Here is a 13,484-nt window from a genome sequence, read left to right as displayed (position 1 = left end):
CAGTCAATATGGCTTGTATCGTCGATAGCAAAGCTACCAGATGCCCACAAGGAGTCCCGGCAATTCTCAGCCACGCATAGGTTGCTCGTCGGATTGTCAAAAAAGCGTCAATAATTCATTTAGTTTTGTGACAGCTGCCAATATGGCGTGACGAATTCAGTTGCCATTGACACACGTCAATCTAAAGTGCATCCCAGCAGGAGACAAAATTGCCCCCGGGAAGGATAAAGAACCATGAGCACTGAGCAAGAGATGACCTTAGACGAGCCGCGGCTAAACAGCACGGAAATCCGCATACTGGGCTCGCTGATCGAGAAACAGGCCACCAGCCCGGAAACCTATCCGCTGACCCTCAATGCGCTAGTGATTGCCTGCAATCAGAAAACCAGCCGTGAACCGGTGATGAACCTGACCCAGGGTCAGGTCGGCCAAAGCCTGCGCGCCCTCGAAGGCCGCGGTTTTACCAAACTGGTGATGGGCACCCGTGCGGACCGTTGGGAGCATAAGGTCGACAAGGCCCTGGAATTGGTGCCCGCCCAGGTGATTTTGACAGGGCTGTTGTTCCTGCGCGGCCCACAAACGGTCAATGAACTGCTGACTCGCAGCGGCCGCATGCATGACTTCGAAGATGCCGAACAGGTGGTGCATCAACTGGAACGGCTGATTGCTCGCGATCTGGCACTGCTGATTCCGCGCCAGGCTGGGCAGCGGGAAGACCGCTACATGCACGCCTTGGGGGACCCGGCGGACATCGAAACGATCCTGGCGGCACGGCAGAACCCGACCGAGCGTGGCGCGGGTGGTGGCGTATCGGTTGAGCGGATCGAAGAGCTTGAGGCGCGAATTGCGGCGCTGGAAGAGCGTCTGGCCCGCCTCGAATAACCCGGTGCAACGCACATATTAATGTGGAAGCGAGCTTGCTCCCACATTAGGTTTGCGGTGCTTCTACTCGCCGTCCCAATAATCCACGCCGTCGGCCGGCCTGGCGACGGCGACGAAGCCCGAGGCATTGCCCTCGGCGTCGACCTTGAAGTCGTCCATCACCGCATACTTGCCGGAATCCGGGTACTCGCAAATTTCGGGTGATTGTTGGGTGCTGACCGCCAGGTAGCGCAGCTCAGCGTTGCTGGTGTTGATGATCTGGTGCGCGGTTTCAGGACCGCCCGGCGGGCAGGCAATGACATCACCGGCGCGAACGGGAAAGCGCTCGGCGCCCAAGCGAACCTCCCCTTCCCCGGCCACGATGTAAAACATCTCCTCGTTGACCCGATGACTGTGAAACGGGCTGCCACGCATCCCCGGTTCCAGCACGTACAGGCGATAACCCAGCTTCTGCGCGCCAAGTTGCTGGCCGATGCGCGCCTGCCGTTGCTGATAGCGGTCGGCGGTGTCCCCCGTCGGGGCAAACGCTTCGGGCAGCGGTTCAAGTTCGGCCTGATCCAGATTAAGAATGGCAGGATGCATGAGTCACCTCAGTCACGGTTTGCTTGCTGGGCACCAGGAGAGCCAACGCCACTTCGGGCAAATTCCACGGCTTTGTGAAACTGCTCATCGGTCGGCCGCACGCCGGTGTACAGCACGAACTGCTCCAGCGCCTGGATCGCGATCACTTCCAGCCCGGTGATCACTCGCTTGCCTTCAGCACGAGCGCGCACAATCAACGGTGTTTCCGAGGGGACTGCCACTACATCGAAGACAATCTCGGCAGCAGCGATGGTTTCAACATCGAACGCCAGCTGATCGGCCTCGGGGCCGGACATGCCAATCGGTGTGACGTTGATCAGCATCTGCGGCCGCTCCGAACCCAGCTCCACTTGCCATCGATAGCCCAGCGATTCGGCCAACGCACATCCGGCACGCTCGTTGCGGGCTACGATCAGGCCATTTTTGTAGCCACCATCGCGCAAGGCACTGGCCACAGCCTTGGCCATGCCGCCGCTGCCGCGCAGGGCAAAGGTCAACTCCTTCGGCACCTGGTGGGTATCAAGCAACTGGGCGATCGCGATGTAGTCGGTGTTGTAAGCCTTGAGATGGCCGTTAGTGTTGACGATGGTGTTGATCGATTGAATGGCCGCAGCGGAGGGATCCAGTTCATCGACCAGCGCAATGCAGGCCTCCTTGAACGGCATCGACACGCCGCAACCACGAATCCCCAAGGCGCGAATGCCACCAACGGCGCCTGGCAGATCCTGACTGCTGAAGGCTTTGTAGTAAAAATTCAGGTCCAGTTGCTCATACAGATGATTGTGAAACCGCAAACCGAAGTTCCCGGGACGTGCGGAAAGCGACATGCACAGCTGGGTGTCTCTGTCGGGGTTCATCTGCATGAAAAATCTCCTTGAATAGCACTTTCAGATGGACGGGATTAGCCAATCCATCGGGTCTGATCGATCATAACGGCGTGTCTGCACGCGGCCCCACTGAACCGTAAAGAAACTAGTACAGACCTTACACAAAATTTACCCAACGGCTGTGCTGATTTTGAAAAAAACGCTGTCTTAGAAGTATCCCCGCGACAATCCTTGGGTCTATTGCAGACACAAGCGCCGGGGCGAAGAACCGAGGAACTATCATGATCCGTAAAATCCCCACAGTAGCCTTGCTGATCGGTGCTCTTGCTATCGCAGGGCAGGCAGAAGCTGGCGGCGGTCACGGCGGTCACGGTTGGGAAGGGCCGGCGGTATTTGGCGCGATCGTTGGCACGGCCATCGTCGGTTCGGCCATCATCAACAGCAACCGCCCGGTCTATGTACAGCAACCGGTTTACGCTCAGCCACAACCGGTTTACTACGGCCCGCCACCGGTTTATTACCAGCCGGCACCGGTCTACGTGCAACAACCGGTCTATTACGGCCCGCCGCCGGTTTACTACGGCCCGCCACGTGGTTATTACGGTCCACCGCGCGGTTATTACGGCCCTCCCCACGGCTATGGCCGCTGGTAACGGAATCATCAGGCCCCGCCTCAACAGCGGGGCCTTTTTGTGACCGTCCGTCGGCAAAGGTCTGGATAAATCTCGCCAAGGTCGCTGTCGGGACAGTCTTTGCGGTGCAAGTTGGCAAGATTGACTCGCCACCCTTCCCCCGCTTTGGGGAAAACGGTCATATTTATGTCATGTCAGGTCCGCAATCTTGGATCTGTCCGTTAACAACAGGTTGATAAAAACAAGGACGACCTCATGCCCACGCAAAACCCGCACCGCATTGTCGGCTTGTGCACTTCCAGCAAGGTGTACAACGCACTGACCGAACTCAAGCACCTGGAAGGCCATCGCAGCGCCAAGTTTCTTTCGCTGCTGGCAGAAAACCTGGTGCGAAAAGGCCTGCTCAACGAGCAGGAAGTGGTTCATATGCTGGATCTGGTGGTCGACTGAATCGATGACTCATTGGCATCAATGACGACTATCGAAAGCGTTGATTGTCCGTTCAGGCGTCAGGTCCGTAAGGTAGCTCCATAGATTGATGGAGGTACTTATGTCCCAGGTTCAGATCATGTCCGTTATCGGCAGCGCCGTTCCCGCACCGCTCAGAGAGCTAGGATTGCTCGCCTGTTGGTACCTGGTGCAGGACGGCGAACCGATCAGCGGTCCGCTCACCTCGCTGCCGGCTGCCCAGGCACTGTCGCAACGCATCTGCCAAGGCCAAATCAGCGCTTAAGGCAGCTGCACCCGCGGCTTGGTTTCAATGAAGATGGCCCAGCTCGACATAAACAGCGCAGCGATCAGCGGCCCGATCACAAAGCCATTGAGGCCGAAGACCGCCAGACCGCCAAGGGTCGAGATAAGGATCAGATAGTCCGGCATCTTTGTATCCTTGCCCACCAGGATCGGTCGCAGCACGTTATCCACCAGGCCGATCACAAAAACCCCGTACAGCCCCAGCACCACGCCCTGCCAGATCGCTCCGGCGAACAGGAAAAACGCCGCCACCGGCGCCCAGACGATCCCTGCCCCCACCGCTGGCAACAGCGACAGAAACGCCATCAGCACCGCCCAGAGCAGCGCGCTCGGAATATCCAGAAACCAGAAAATCAAACCGCCCAATGCACCCTGCGTGATCGCCACCACCAGGTTGCCCTTCACCGTCGCCCGCACTACGCGATTGAACTTGAGTTGCAAACGACGTTTCTGGTGCTCCTGCAGCGGCACTGCAGCGCGAACTTTGCGGGCCAGTTCGGCGCCGTCCCGCAGAAAGAAGAACAGCAGGTAAAGCATGATGAAAAAACTCACCAAAAAATCAAACGTGCCCTGTCCGAAACTGAAGACCTGCGTGGCGACAAACTCATTGCCTGTCACTGCACTCTTGATGATTTTCTCCCGCAGCCCGTCCAACTCGCCAACCCCGGCCCGATCGAGCAAGTGCTGGAAGTACGGCGGCAGGCTGTGTTTGAAATGCGTCACATACCCGGCGATGTCCAGCTCGCCGCTTTCGATGCTCTTGTACACCGAGGCCCCTTCTTGAACCAGCAAGATACTGAGGACAATCACCGGCAGAATCGCGATCACCAGGCAGATGCTCAGGGTGAGCAGCGACGTCAGATTGCGCTCCCAGCCGAACTTCAGTTGCAGTCGTCGCTGCAGGGGCGCGAAGAGGATGCCGAGGATCACCGCCCAGAACACTGCACCGTAAAACGGCAGCAAAATCCAGATAAACGCGGCGGTGACCAGCCCTAGCAAGATCACCAGTGATTTGTTTTGTACTGTCTCTTCGTTCATGTCCGATCCATGTCAGTCCGCAAGGACACAATGTCGCGTCCTGATGCTTAGTCCGCCACGGTTCGCGCGAGTGCCATCCGTTTGTTCATCAAGCATAGATCCAGATCAATGAACCCCGCTGGCAAGCCGCTTACTCTCGGCGGCTTTTGTGACCGACTCTGCCATGACTCTCCTGCCTCCAGAACTGCTCGCCCCCGCCGGCACCCTGAAAAACATGCGATATGCCTTCGCCTACGGCGCCGATGCGGTGTACGCCGGTCAGCCGCGCTACAGCCTGCGGGTGCGCAACAACGAATTCGATCACGCCAATCTGGCCCTCGGCATCCACGAGGCCCAGGCTCAACGCAAGCGCTTCTATGTGGTGGTGAACATCGCCCCGCACAACGCCAAACTGAAAACCTTCCTCAAAGACCTGGCGCCGGTGATTGCCATGGCGCCGGACGCGCTGATCATGTCCGATCCAGGCCTGATCATGCTGGTCCGCCGACATTATCCGCAGATGCCGATTCACCTTTCGGTACAGGCCAACACGGTGAACTGGGCCAGTGTCGAGTTCTGGCAGCAACAAGGCTTGAGCCGAATCATCCTGTCGCGGGAACTGTCCCTGGAAGAAATCGCCGAAATCCGCGAGCAGGTCCCGGCGATGGAACTGGAAGTGTTCGTCCACGGAATTGTGCATGGCCTATTCCGGTCGCTGCCTGTTGTCGGGTTACATGAACAAGCGCGATGCCAATCAGGGCAGTTGCACCAATGCCTGTCGCTGGAAGTACTCGGCGCAGCAGGCCACGGAAAACCAGCTCGGCGAAATCGTGCAGACCTTCCAGCCCGAACCGACCCTGGGCATCGGCGCCCCGACCGATCAGGTGTTCCTGTTGCAGGAAGCCAATCGGCCCGACGAATTGATGCCGGCCTTCGAAGACGAGCACGGCACTTACATCATGAACGCCAAGGACCTGCGCGCGGTGCAGCATGTCGAGCGCCTGACGCAGATGGGCGTGCACTCACTGAAAATCGAGGGCCGGACCAAATCCCACTTTTATTGCGCGCGGACCACTCAGGTTTACCGTCGGGCGATCGACGACGCGGTGGCCGGTCGCGAGTTCGACCGCAACCTGATGACGGACCTGGAATCCCTCGCCCAGCGCGGCTACACCGAAGGTTTTCTGCGGCGGCATGTGCATGACGAATACCAGAACTACCAGCACGGCAGTTCGGTGTCGGAGCGGCAGCAGTTTGTCGGCGAGCTGACCGGCGAGCGGCGTGACCGGATGGCGGAGGTCAAGGTGAAGAATCGATTTGGCCTGGGCGATCACCTGGAACTGATGACGCCCAAGGGCAACTTCCAATTCGATTTGCATGATCTGCAAAACGTCAAAGGCGAGCAGATCGAGGTGGCGCCGGGGGATGGGTACACCGTGTACCTGCCGATTCCGGATGCGGTGGATTTGCAGTTTGGGTTGTTGATGCGCGATGTCAGCGTCACATGATCAACAAGAACGAACACACAGGAACTCAGGCGAACTCTTCACGCAACATCCCCACAAACGCCTCCCGCGCCGGGTGAACCCCGGCGTTTTCATGCCAATAAAACAGGTTGTCGATGGCGGTCAATTCGGGGAACTCATAGCCCACGCAACCGGCGCCTTTGGCGTACTGATCAAACACGCCTTTAGGCACCAGCGCGACACCCGCCCCGGCACTGACGCAGCCGACAATCGCCCCGTAACTGGCCAGGCTGACAATCGGCAATGCATGCCCCTGCCGCAGCAACCAATGCTCCAGCGCCGCCCGGTAGGGACAACCCTGAGGCCACATGAATACGGTCTTGTCCTGCAAATCCGCGATGTCACGCACCGGCCCCAGGGACGTCGAGGCAATCAGCAGTAGCTCCTCACGGTACATCGGCGTGCGTTTGAGGTGTGCGCGCTCGACATCCACCGCGACGATCGCGCCGTCGAGCCGGTGGCTGAGTGTGTCGTCGAGCAATTGGCCCCAGGTGCCGGTGGTCAGTTCCAGTGCCACCGCCGGGAAACGTTTGTGGAATTTCGCCAGCAAACGCGGCAATCGACCGGTCGCCGACGACTCGATGGCGCCAATGCGCAACGGCCCGGACGGCTCGGCCGAAGGGTCCACCGCGCGCTTGGCTTCCGCCGTCAGGGCGAGAATTTTCGCGGCATAAGCCAGAAAGGTCTGCCCCGCCGGGCTGATTCGCAGCCCTCGGCCCTCGCGCAGCAACAGCGCGACACCCAGCTCCGCTTCCAGGGACTTGATCCGTGCCGTGATGTTCGACGGAACGCAATGCAACAACTCGGCCGCCCGGGCGATACTGCCGACTTCGGCGACGGTCTTGAACATGCGTATCTGTGCCAGCTCCATACATCACCTAAAGTGAAGAGTTGACGCACTATAAGTCAGTTGTGGAGAACAGTCAGGCTTCTGATACTGGATGCATCCGCCTACAGGTGCCCGATCATGAAGCCACTCACGCCCTCCCCCGGTTCGCCCGTCAAAATCTTCCTGGCCATGGCATTTGTGGTCGGCTGCTGGGGTTACTCACCGACCGGCATTCACATCGGTTTGCAGGCCTATGAGCCTGGTCATCTGGCCTTGCTGCGGTTTCTGCTGGCATCGGCATTCATGGCGGTGGTCGCGGTGCTCCGGGGCATCAGCCTGCCGAACAGGCGTGACCTGCCGCTGCTGTTCGCGCTCGGTTTCTTTGCCGTGAGCCTGCACCATGTCGCGCTCAACTTCGGCCAGCAAAGTGTCAGCGCCGGCGCCTCCAGTGTGTTGGCGCAATCGACGCCGTTGTTCAGCACGTTGCTGGCGCGTTTCGTCTTCAAGGACCGGGTGAGCGCGTGGCGCTGGGGCTGCGTTTTACTGGGATTGATCGGCGTGGTGATTGTGGTGGCCGGGGATAACGGACTGGGGAGCATCGACGCTCATGGATGGCTGATTGTGTTGGCGGCGGTTTCGTGGAGTTTTTACTTTGCCTTGCAGAAGCATCATTCGCGGCGCTACGACGGGCTGACGCTGGTGTGTTACACGGTTTGGTTCGGGACGCTTTTGCTGTTGGTTTATCTTCCGGGGCTGGTGAGCCAGGTCATCACCGCTCCGGTTGAAGTGCAGCTTGCGGTCATCGGGTTGGGCATTTTTCCAAGTGCCCTTGCGTATCTCGCCTGGGCGTATGTGCTGGCTCATGTGGATTTGAGCCGTGCAACGATGACGCTGTATCTGATTCCACCGACCGCCATGGCGATTGCCGCTTTTGCGCTGGGCGAGCGGCCGACGTTGATGATCGTTGCAGGAGCACTGGTGGTGCTGGTCAGTGTGCTGGCATTGAACCTGGAGCGGCGGGTGGTGGTTCCGGTGGCCAGCATCTGATCGCTGATTTGTGGTGAGGCGTCAGGCGCCTTCGTCGGAACGCCGCCCGGAGCAAGCCCGCTCCCACACTGATCACATGAACACTGGAAATCAAATGTGGGAGCGGGCTTGCTCGCGAAGAACGATGACTGGGTTAGCCTGCTTCACAAAAAATCCGGCGCACTGACCGGGTTCTGTTCTGGGCCGTACTCGATGGAAGCAGGGCCGCGGATGAGGTGCTATCGAGTAGACAAACGGTGGTCAGCGATCGGCCGAAAACCGGTCGCGACTATTGGTCAGGTGCAGCCACATCGCCGCCCGCGCCGCGTCCGGATCCTGGCGTTTGATCGCATTGAGAATCGCCTCGTGCTCAAGGTTGGCCAGTTGCCCGAGCTTGCTCAAGTCCACTGCGCCGCGCTCGGCGGCATTGACGCGGGTGCGCGGGATCATGGCGCTGCCCAGATGCTGCATGATTTCGGTGAAGCACACGTTGCCGGTGGCTTCGGCGATCAGCAAGTGGAAGCGCTTGTCGGCTTCGACGCAGCTGTCGTTGTTGGCCAGCAGGCTTTGATAGTCGTCCAGCGCTTCGCGCATCTGCGCCAATTGATTGTCCGTGCGACGGGTTGCCGCCAAAGCGGCGGCCTGGGTTTCCAGACCCATGCGCAACTCCAGAATGCTGCGCACCCCCAGCGCGGTATCGACGTTCAACCGCAGCCCCTGCTCCGGTGCTCGCTCGATAACAAAGGTGCCGATGCCGTGGCGGGTTTCCACGAGACCTGACGCCTGCAACTTCGAGATCGCCTCGCGCACCACCGTGCGACTGACCCCGTGCTCCTGAACAATCGTGTTCTCCGACGGCAGCTTGTCCCCGGGCAGCATCTGGCCAAGCAAGATGCTCTGGGTCAGTTTGGCGACCAGGTCATGGGCCAGGTTGTGGGTGCGCTTGCGGGCAGGCGCGTCGAGGTCTTCTTGCATGGCGATCATCCGAAAGCAGGGCTACCGGAATCGTAGCATTGCGCTCGACGGGAATCTCAGGAAAACGCCAATCAACTTGTATGACAACATTCAACAAGCAAGGTATTCAAGCCCATCATAAAGGTCATGCATCACCGCAAAAGAATAATAGATACTCTACACAGCGCCATTTTGTTGGACAACCACTCTTGCGGGATGAAAAAACGTAGTTGTATGATGTCTATCAACATCGCAACACCCAGTCACACCCCGCATAAAAATAATCAGTGGGAGATAACGCAGTGAATACATCCATATCCGGGATGAACGATGGCGCCGATTCGGTCCTTAAGTCCGCCATCTCGAAAGTGAAACGCCATGTTCTGCCGCTGTTCGTGATCATGTTCATCGTCAACTACATCGACCGCGTGAACATCGGCTTCGTCCGCGCCCACATGGAACATGACCTGGGCATCGGCGCTGCCGCCTACGGCCTCGGCGCCGGTCTGTTCTTCATCGGTTACGCGTTGTTCGAAGTACCCTCCAACATCCTCCTGCAAAAAGTCGGCGCGCGAATCTGGCTGACCCGCATCATGCTGACCTGGGGCCTGGTCGCCGCTTGCATGGCGTTCATCCAGAACGAAACCCACTTCTACATCTTGCGATTTCTGCTGGGCGTGGCCGAAGGAGGGTTCTTCCCCGGAGTGATTTATTACTTCACCCGTTGGTTGCCTGGCGTTGATCGCGGCAAGGCGATTGCCATCTTCCTCAGCGGTTCGGCGATTGCTTCGCTGATCTCCGGCCCGCTGTCCGGGTTACTGCTGCAAATCAGCGGTTTCGGGATGCACGGCTGGCAGTGGATGTACTTCATCGAAGGGATGTTCTCGGTCGGGCTGTGCGTGTTCGTCTGGTTCTGGCTGGACTCCAAACCCCACGACGCCAAATGGCTAAGCCGTGAAGAACAGGACGCGCTGGTCAAGGCCATCGACGACGAACAACTCGCCCGCGAAGCCGCGACGCCGATCAAACCGTCACTGGGCACGCTGCTCAAGGATCGCCCGATCATCCTGTTCTGCCTGATCTACTTCTTCATCCAATTGACCATCTATGCCGCGACCTTCTGGCTGCCGAGCATCATCAAAAAGATGGGTGACCTGAGCGATATTCAGGTCGGGTTGTTCAACTCGATTCCATGGTTGCTGTCGATCGTCGGCATGTACGCCTTCGCTTCGCTGTCGGCCAAATGGAAGCATCAACAAGCGTGGGTCGCCGCGGCCCTGCTGATCGCGGCGGCCGGGATGTTCATGTCCACCACCGGCGGGCCGATCTTCGCCTTCGTTGCGATCTGCTTTGCTGCGTTGGGTTTCAAATCGGCGTCGTCGCTGTTCTGGCCGATTCCACAGGCCTATCTGGATGCGCGGATCGCTGCCGGCGTGATCGCGCTGATCAACTCGGTGGGCAACCTCGGTGGCTTCGTCGCGCCGACGACGTTCGGCCTGCTGGAAGAACGAACCGGCTCGATTCAGGGCGGGCTGTACGGCCTGGCCGCGACCTCGATCATTGCCGCGATCATCGTCTTCGCCGCACGCAATAAACCGAAATCCGCACCTGCCGTTGCATCGGCCAAACAAGCGCCCAACCACGCCTGAACATCTGTTTTGAAGGACATAACAATGAACACACAAGAAACCGCCAAAGCCCCGATCATCACCAGCATGCAGGTTGTTCCGGTGGCCGGCCACGACGGCATGTTGCTCAACCTGAGCGGCGCCCACGGGCCGTTTTTCACCCGCAACATCGTGATCCTCAAGGACAACGCCGGTCACACCGGCGTCGGTGAAGTACCGGGCGGCGAGCGCATTCGCCAGACCCTGGAAGATGCGCGCAGCCTGGTGGTCGGCAGCCCGATCGGCACCTACCAGAAGATCCTCAATCAAGTGCGCCAGACCTTCGCCGATCGCGATGCCGGCGGTCGCGGGTTACAAACGTTCGATTTGCGCACCACCATCCACGCCGTCACCGGCCTTGAAGCTGCCCTGCTCGATCTGCTCGGCCAGCACCTGGACGTGCCGGTCGCGGCCTTGCTCGGTGAAGGTCAGCAGCGCGATGAAGTGAAGATGCTCGGTTACCTGTTTTACGTCGGTGATCGCAACGAAACCGACCTGGCCTACCGCAGCGAGCCGGACGCCGACAACGACTGGTTCCGCGTGCGTCACGAAAAAGCCATGACCGCCGATGCCGTGGTGCGTCTGGCCGAAGCGGCTCACTCGCGCTACGGTTTCAAGGACTTCAAACTCAAGGGCGGCGTGCTCAGTGGCGATGACGAAATCGAAGCCGTTACCGCCCTGGCCGAACGCTTCCCCGATGCGCGCATCACCCTCGATCCGAATGGCGCGTGGTCACTGAAAGAAGCCATTCGCCTGTGCCGGGATCAGCATCACGTCCTGGCTTACGCCGAAGATCCGTGCGGTGCGGAAAACGGTTATTCCGGACGTGAAGTCATGGCTGAATTCCGTCGCGCCACGGGTTTGAAAACCGCCACCAACATGATCGCCACCGACTGGCGGGAAATGGGCCACGCGATCCAGTTGCAATCAGTGGACATTCCCCTGGCCGACCCGCACTTCTGGACCATGCAGGGTTCGGTCCGCGTGGCGCAGATGTGCCATGAGTGGGGCCTGACCTGGGGTTCGCATTCCAACAACCACTTCGATATTTCCCTGGCCATGTTCACCCACGTCGCGGCCGCCGCGCCGGGTGAAATCACCGCCATCGACACGCATTGGATCTGGCAGGACGGCCAGCGCCTGACCAAAGCGCCGCTGCAAATCGTCGGCGGCTGCGTGCAAGTGCCGAAGAAACCCGGGCTGGGCGTAGAACTGGACATGGATCAGTTGGCCAGGGCCCATGAGCTGTATAAAGGCATGGGACTGGGCGCCCGGGATGACAGCGTGGCGATGCAGTTTCTGATTCCGGGATGGAAATTCGATAACAAGCGGCCGTGTCTGGTGCGCTGAGTCCGCGGTCGCGCCTGGCCTGTTAACTATCAGCCCGACCCGCCTATGGGCGGCCGGGTTTAAAAAACGCTCGGAGCGTAGCGTTTAACCCCCTAAAATGGCGCGCAATCGAATCAATGACGGACCAAACCAACATGGATAGGCTGAAAACTCTCGCCGTTTGCGTGGCGCTGCTCGCCACCGGCCAATGCGTCGCACAGGATCAAATCGAGACGGTGGTGAATGCCGCCGTACGACCGGTCATGCAAGCCCACGCCGTTCCTGGAATCGCCGTGGCCGTGACCGTCAACGGAAAGCCGTATTACTTCAACTACGGGGTAGCTTCGAAAGAGAGCGCACAACCCGTCACTGAAAACACCCTGTTCGAGATCGGCTCGGTGAGCAAAACCTTCACCGCCACCCTCGCCGCCTACGCTCAGGCCACCGGCAAACTGTCCCTGTCGGACAAGGCCAGCAACGTGCTGCCGGATCTGCGTGGCAGCGCGTTCGACACCATCAGCGTGCTGCAACTGGGCACCTACAGCGCCGGTGGCCTGCCGCTGCAATTCCCCGACGATGCCGATGCACCGGACAAGATGCTCGGCTATTTCAAGCAGTGGAAACCGACCTACATCGCCGGCACCCATCGGCAGTATTCGAACCCGAGCCTGGGGTTGTTTGGCTACCTCGCCGCCCAAAGCATGGGCGCGCCGTTTGATGACGTGATGGAAAAAACCCTGCTGCCGAAACTCGGACTGAAGCACACCTACCTCACGGTGCCGCAGGCTCAAATGGGGCTTTACGCTCAGGGTTACAACAAGGATGACAAGCCTGTGCGGGTTGGGCCGGGGGCACTGGATTCGGAGGCTTATGGCGTCAAAACCAGCGCTGCGGACCTGATTCGTTATGTTGAAGTGAACATGAAACCGTCGGGACTTGAAACGCCGATGCAGCGGGCCGTCGCCATCACTCACAACGGGTATTACAGGGTCGGCGACATGACCCAAGGCCTGGGATGGGAGTTCTACCACTATCCGGTCACCCTCGATACGTTGCTTGCTGGCAATTCGACGCAGATGGCGATGGAGGCTCACGAAGTCCAGTGGCTGACCCCGCCGCAACCTCAACCAGAAAACGTATTGATCAACAAAACCGGCTCAACAAGCGGCTTCGGTGCCTACGTGGCGTATGTGCCGTCGAAAGACATTGGCATCGTGATCCTGGCCAACAAAAACTACCCGAACCCTGAGCGAATCAAGATTGCTCATACGATATTGAGCGCACTGGCGAAGTAATCTAGTACCCCTTACCTGTGGGAGCGAGCTTGCTCGCGATAGCAGTCTGATAGTCGAAATAGATGTCGAATGTGATGGCCTTATCGCGAGCAAGCTCGCTCCCACAGGGTTTGGCAGTGACAAAAAAAATGGGCGACCCCTTTGAGGTCACCCATTGTCGTTACT

13 protein-coding genes and 1 pseudogene are annotated in these 13,484 nt (G+C 59.1%); 9 read left to right on the top strand and 5 right to left on the bottom strand.

Annotated features, from left to right (window positions below):
* The first annotated feature begins 234 nt into the window (after positions 1-234).
* Positions 235-882 (top strand): YceH family protein, encoded by a 648-nt coding sequence (locus E3W21_RS30950; RefSeq protein ID WP_134423596.1) that lies wholly within the window; start codon positions 235-237, stop codon positions 880-882.
* Between the two features lie 63 nt (positions 883-945).
* Here E3W21_RS30950 and E3W21_RS30945 read toward each other — a convergent pair whose 3' ends face one another.
* A complete protein-coding gene (locus tag E3W21_RS30945) occupies positions 946-1,464 on the bottom strand; it encodes a cupin domain-containing protein (RefSeq protein ID WP_129437041.1) in 519 nt (172 codons plus the stop codon).
* An 8-nt stretch (positions 1,465-1,472) separates the two neighbouring features.
* On the bottom strand, positions 1,473-2,327 hold the full coding sequence (locus E3W21_RS30940) for a shikimate 5-dehydrogenase (RefSeq protein ID WP_134423594.1): 855 nt from the start codon (positions 2,325-2,327) through the stop codon (positions 1,473-1,475).
* Positions 2,328-2,572: 245 nt separating this feature from the next.
* Between E3W21_RS30940 and E3W21_RS30935 the strand changes: the two genes are divergently transcribed.
* The 3 genes from E3W21_RS30935 to E3W21_RS30925 all read left to right on the top strand — a co-directional run bounded on the left by E3W21_RS30935 (position 2,573) and on the right by E3W21_RS30925 (position 3,656).
* Positions 2,573-2,944, top strand: coding sequence for a hypothetical protein (locus tag E3W21_RS30935; protein ID WP_046054168.1), 372 nt, complete (start codon positions 2,573-2,575; stop codon positions 2,942-2,944).
* Between the two features lie 234 nt (positions 2,945-3,178).
* Positions 3,179-3,373 carry a hypothetical protein gene (locus tag E3W21_RS30930; protein WP_003179723.1) on the top strand — a complete coding sequence of 65 codons (195 nt, stop codon included), beginning with the start codon at positions 3,179-3,181 and terminating at the stop codon, positions 3,371-3,373.
* A gap of 100 nt (positions 3,374-3,473) precedes the next feature.
* Positions 3,474-3,656, top strand: a complete 183-nt coding sequence (locus E3W21_RS30925; protein ID WP_134423592.1) for a hypothetical protein — start codon at positions 3,474-3,476, stop codon at positions 3,654-3,656.
* Here the strand turns inward: E3W21_RS30925 and E3W21_RS30920 are convergent.
* On the bottom strand, positions 3,653-4,714 hold the full coding sequence (locus tag E3W21_RS30920) for an AI-2E family transporter (protein ID WP_134423590.1): 1,062 nt from the start codon (positions 4,712-4,714) through the stop codon (positions 3,653-3,655). The genes E3W21_RS30925 and E3W21_RS30920 overlap by 4 nt on opposite strands.
* 163 nt (positions 4,715-4,877) lie before the next feature.
* Between E3W21_RS30920 and yegQ the strand changes: the two are divergent.
* Positions 4,878-6,201, top strand: a pseudogene (gene yegQ, locus E3W21_RS30915) (tRNA 5-hydroxyuridine modification protein YegQ).
* A gap of 25 nt (positions 6,202-6,226) precedes the next feature.
* Here the strand turns inward: yegQ and E3W21_RS30910 are convergent.
* Positions 6,227-7,090: a LysR substrate-binding domain-containing protein gene (locus tag E3W21_RS30910; protein ID WP_134423588.1), complete on the bottom strand. Its 864-nt coding sequence runs from the start codon at positions 7,088-7,090 to the stop codon at positions 6,227-6,229.
* A gap of 96 nt (positions 7,091-7,186) precedes the next feature.
* Here E3W21_RS30910 and E3W21_RS30905 point away from each other — a divergent pair, with 96 nt between their 5' ends.
* Positions 7,187-8,095: a DMT family transporter gene (locus E3W21_RS30905; protein WP_134423587.1), complete on the top strand. Its 909-nt coding sequence runs from the start codon at positions 7,187-7,189 to the stop codon at positions 8,093-8,095.
* 240 nt (positions 8,096-8,335) lie between these two features.
* On the opposite strand, the gene E3W21_RS30900 is transcribed toward E3W21_RS30905, so the two are convergent.
* Entirely contained in the window at positions 8,336-9,049 is a 714-nt protein-coding gene (locus tag E3W21_RS30900) for a FadR/GntR family transcriptional regulator (protein WP_129437049.1), read from the bottom strand.
* Between the two features lie 281 nt (positions 9,050-9,330).
* Between E3W21_RS30900 and E3W21_RS30895 the strand changes: the two genes are divergently transcribed.
* The 3 genes from E3W21_RS30895 to ampC all read left to right on the top strand — a co-directional run bounded on the left by E3W21_RS30895 (position 9,331) and on the right by ampC (position 13,319).
* On the top strand, positions 9,331-10,677 hold the full coding sequence (locus E3W21_RS30895; RefSeq protein WP_134423585.1) for an MFS transporter: 1,347 nt from the start codon (positions 9,331-9,333) through the stop codon (positions 10,675-10,677).
* 24 nt (positions 10,678-10,701) lie between these two features.
* Positions 10,702-12,045 (top strand): glucarate dehydratase, encoded by a 1,344-nt coding sequence (gudD, locus tag E3W21_RS30890; RefSeq protein WP_134423583.1) that lies wholly within the window; start codon positions 10,702-10,704, stop codon positions 12,043-12,045.
* A gap of 116 nt (positions 12,046-12,161) precedes the next feature.
* Entirely contained in the window at positions 12,162-13,319 is a 1,158-nt protein-coding gene (ampC, locus tag E3W21_RS30885) for a class C beta-lactamase (protein ID WP_371927186.1), read from the top strand.
* Positions 13,320-13,484: the final 165 nt, after the last annotated feature.

This window comes from Pseudomonas sp. F01002 (assembly GCF_004402115.1).
In the GTDB taxonomy this organism is placed as follows: domain Bacteria; phylum Pseudomonadota; class Gammaproteobacteria; order Pseudomonadales; family Pseudomonadaceae; genus Aquipseudomonas; species Aquipseudomonas frigoris.
This window is presented reverse-complemented; position numbering and strand designations above follow the sequence as displayed.

Coding starts and splice junctions, on each gene's coding strand:
- E3W21_RS30925 (WP_134423592.1), top strand. CDS start 3,474: ATGTCCCAGGTTCAGATCATGTCCGTTATCGGCAGCGCCGTTCCCGCA.
- E3W21_RS30900 (WP_129437049.1), bottom strand. CDS start 9,049: ATGCAAGAAGACCTCGACGCGCCTGCCCGCAAGCGCACCCACAACCTG.
- gudD (WP_134423583.1), top strand. CDS start 10,702: ATGAACACACAAGAAACCGCCAAAGCCCCGATCATCACCAGCATGCAG.
- E3W21_RS30950 (WP_134423596.1), top strand. CDS start 235: ATGAGCACTGAGCAAGAGATGACCTTAGACGAGCCGCGGCTAAACAGC.
- ampC (WP_371927186.1), top strand. CDS start 12,162: ATGACGGACCAAACCAACATGGATAGGCTGAAAACTCTCGCCGTTTGC.
- E3W21_RS30940 (WP_134423594.1), bottom strand. CDS start 2,327: ATGCAGATGAACCCCGACAGAGACACCCAGCTGTGCATGTCGCTTTCC.
- E3W21_RS30910 (WP_134423588.1), bottom strand. CDS start 7,090: ATGGAGCTGGCACAGATACGCATGTTCAAGACCGTCGCCGAAGTCGGC.
- E3W21_RS30945 (WP_129437041.1), bottom strand. CDS start 1,464: ATGCATCCTGCCATTCTTAATCTGGATCAGGCCGAACTTGAACCGCTG.
- E3W21_RS30920 (WP_134423590.1), bottom strand. CDS start 4,714: ATGAACGAAGAGACAGTACAAAACAAATCACTGGTGATCTTGCTAGGG.
- E3W21_RS30935 (WP_046054168.1), top strand. CDS start 2,573: ATGATCCGTAAAATCCCCACAGTAGCCTTGCTGATCGGTGCTCTTGCT.
- E3W21_RS30905 (WP_134423587.1), top strand. CDS start 7,187: ATGAAGCCACTCACGCCCTCCCCCGGTTCGCCCGTCAAAATCTTCCTG.
- E3W21_RS30930 (WP_003179723.1), top strand. CDS start 3,179: ATGCCCACGCAAAACCCGCACCGCATTGTCGGCTTGTGCACTTCCAGC.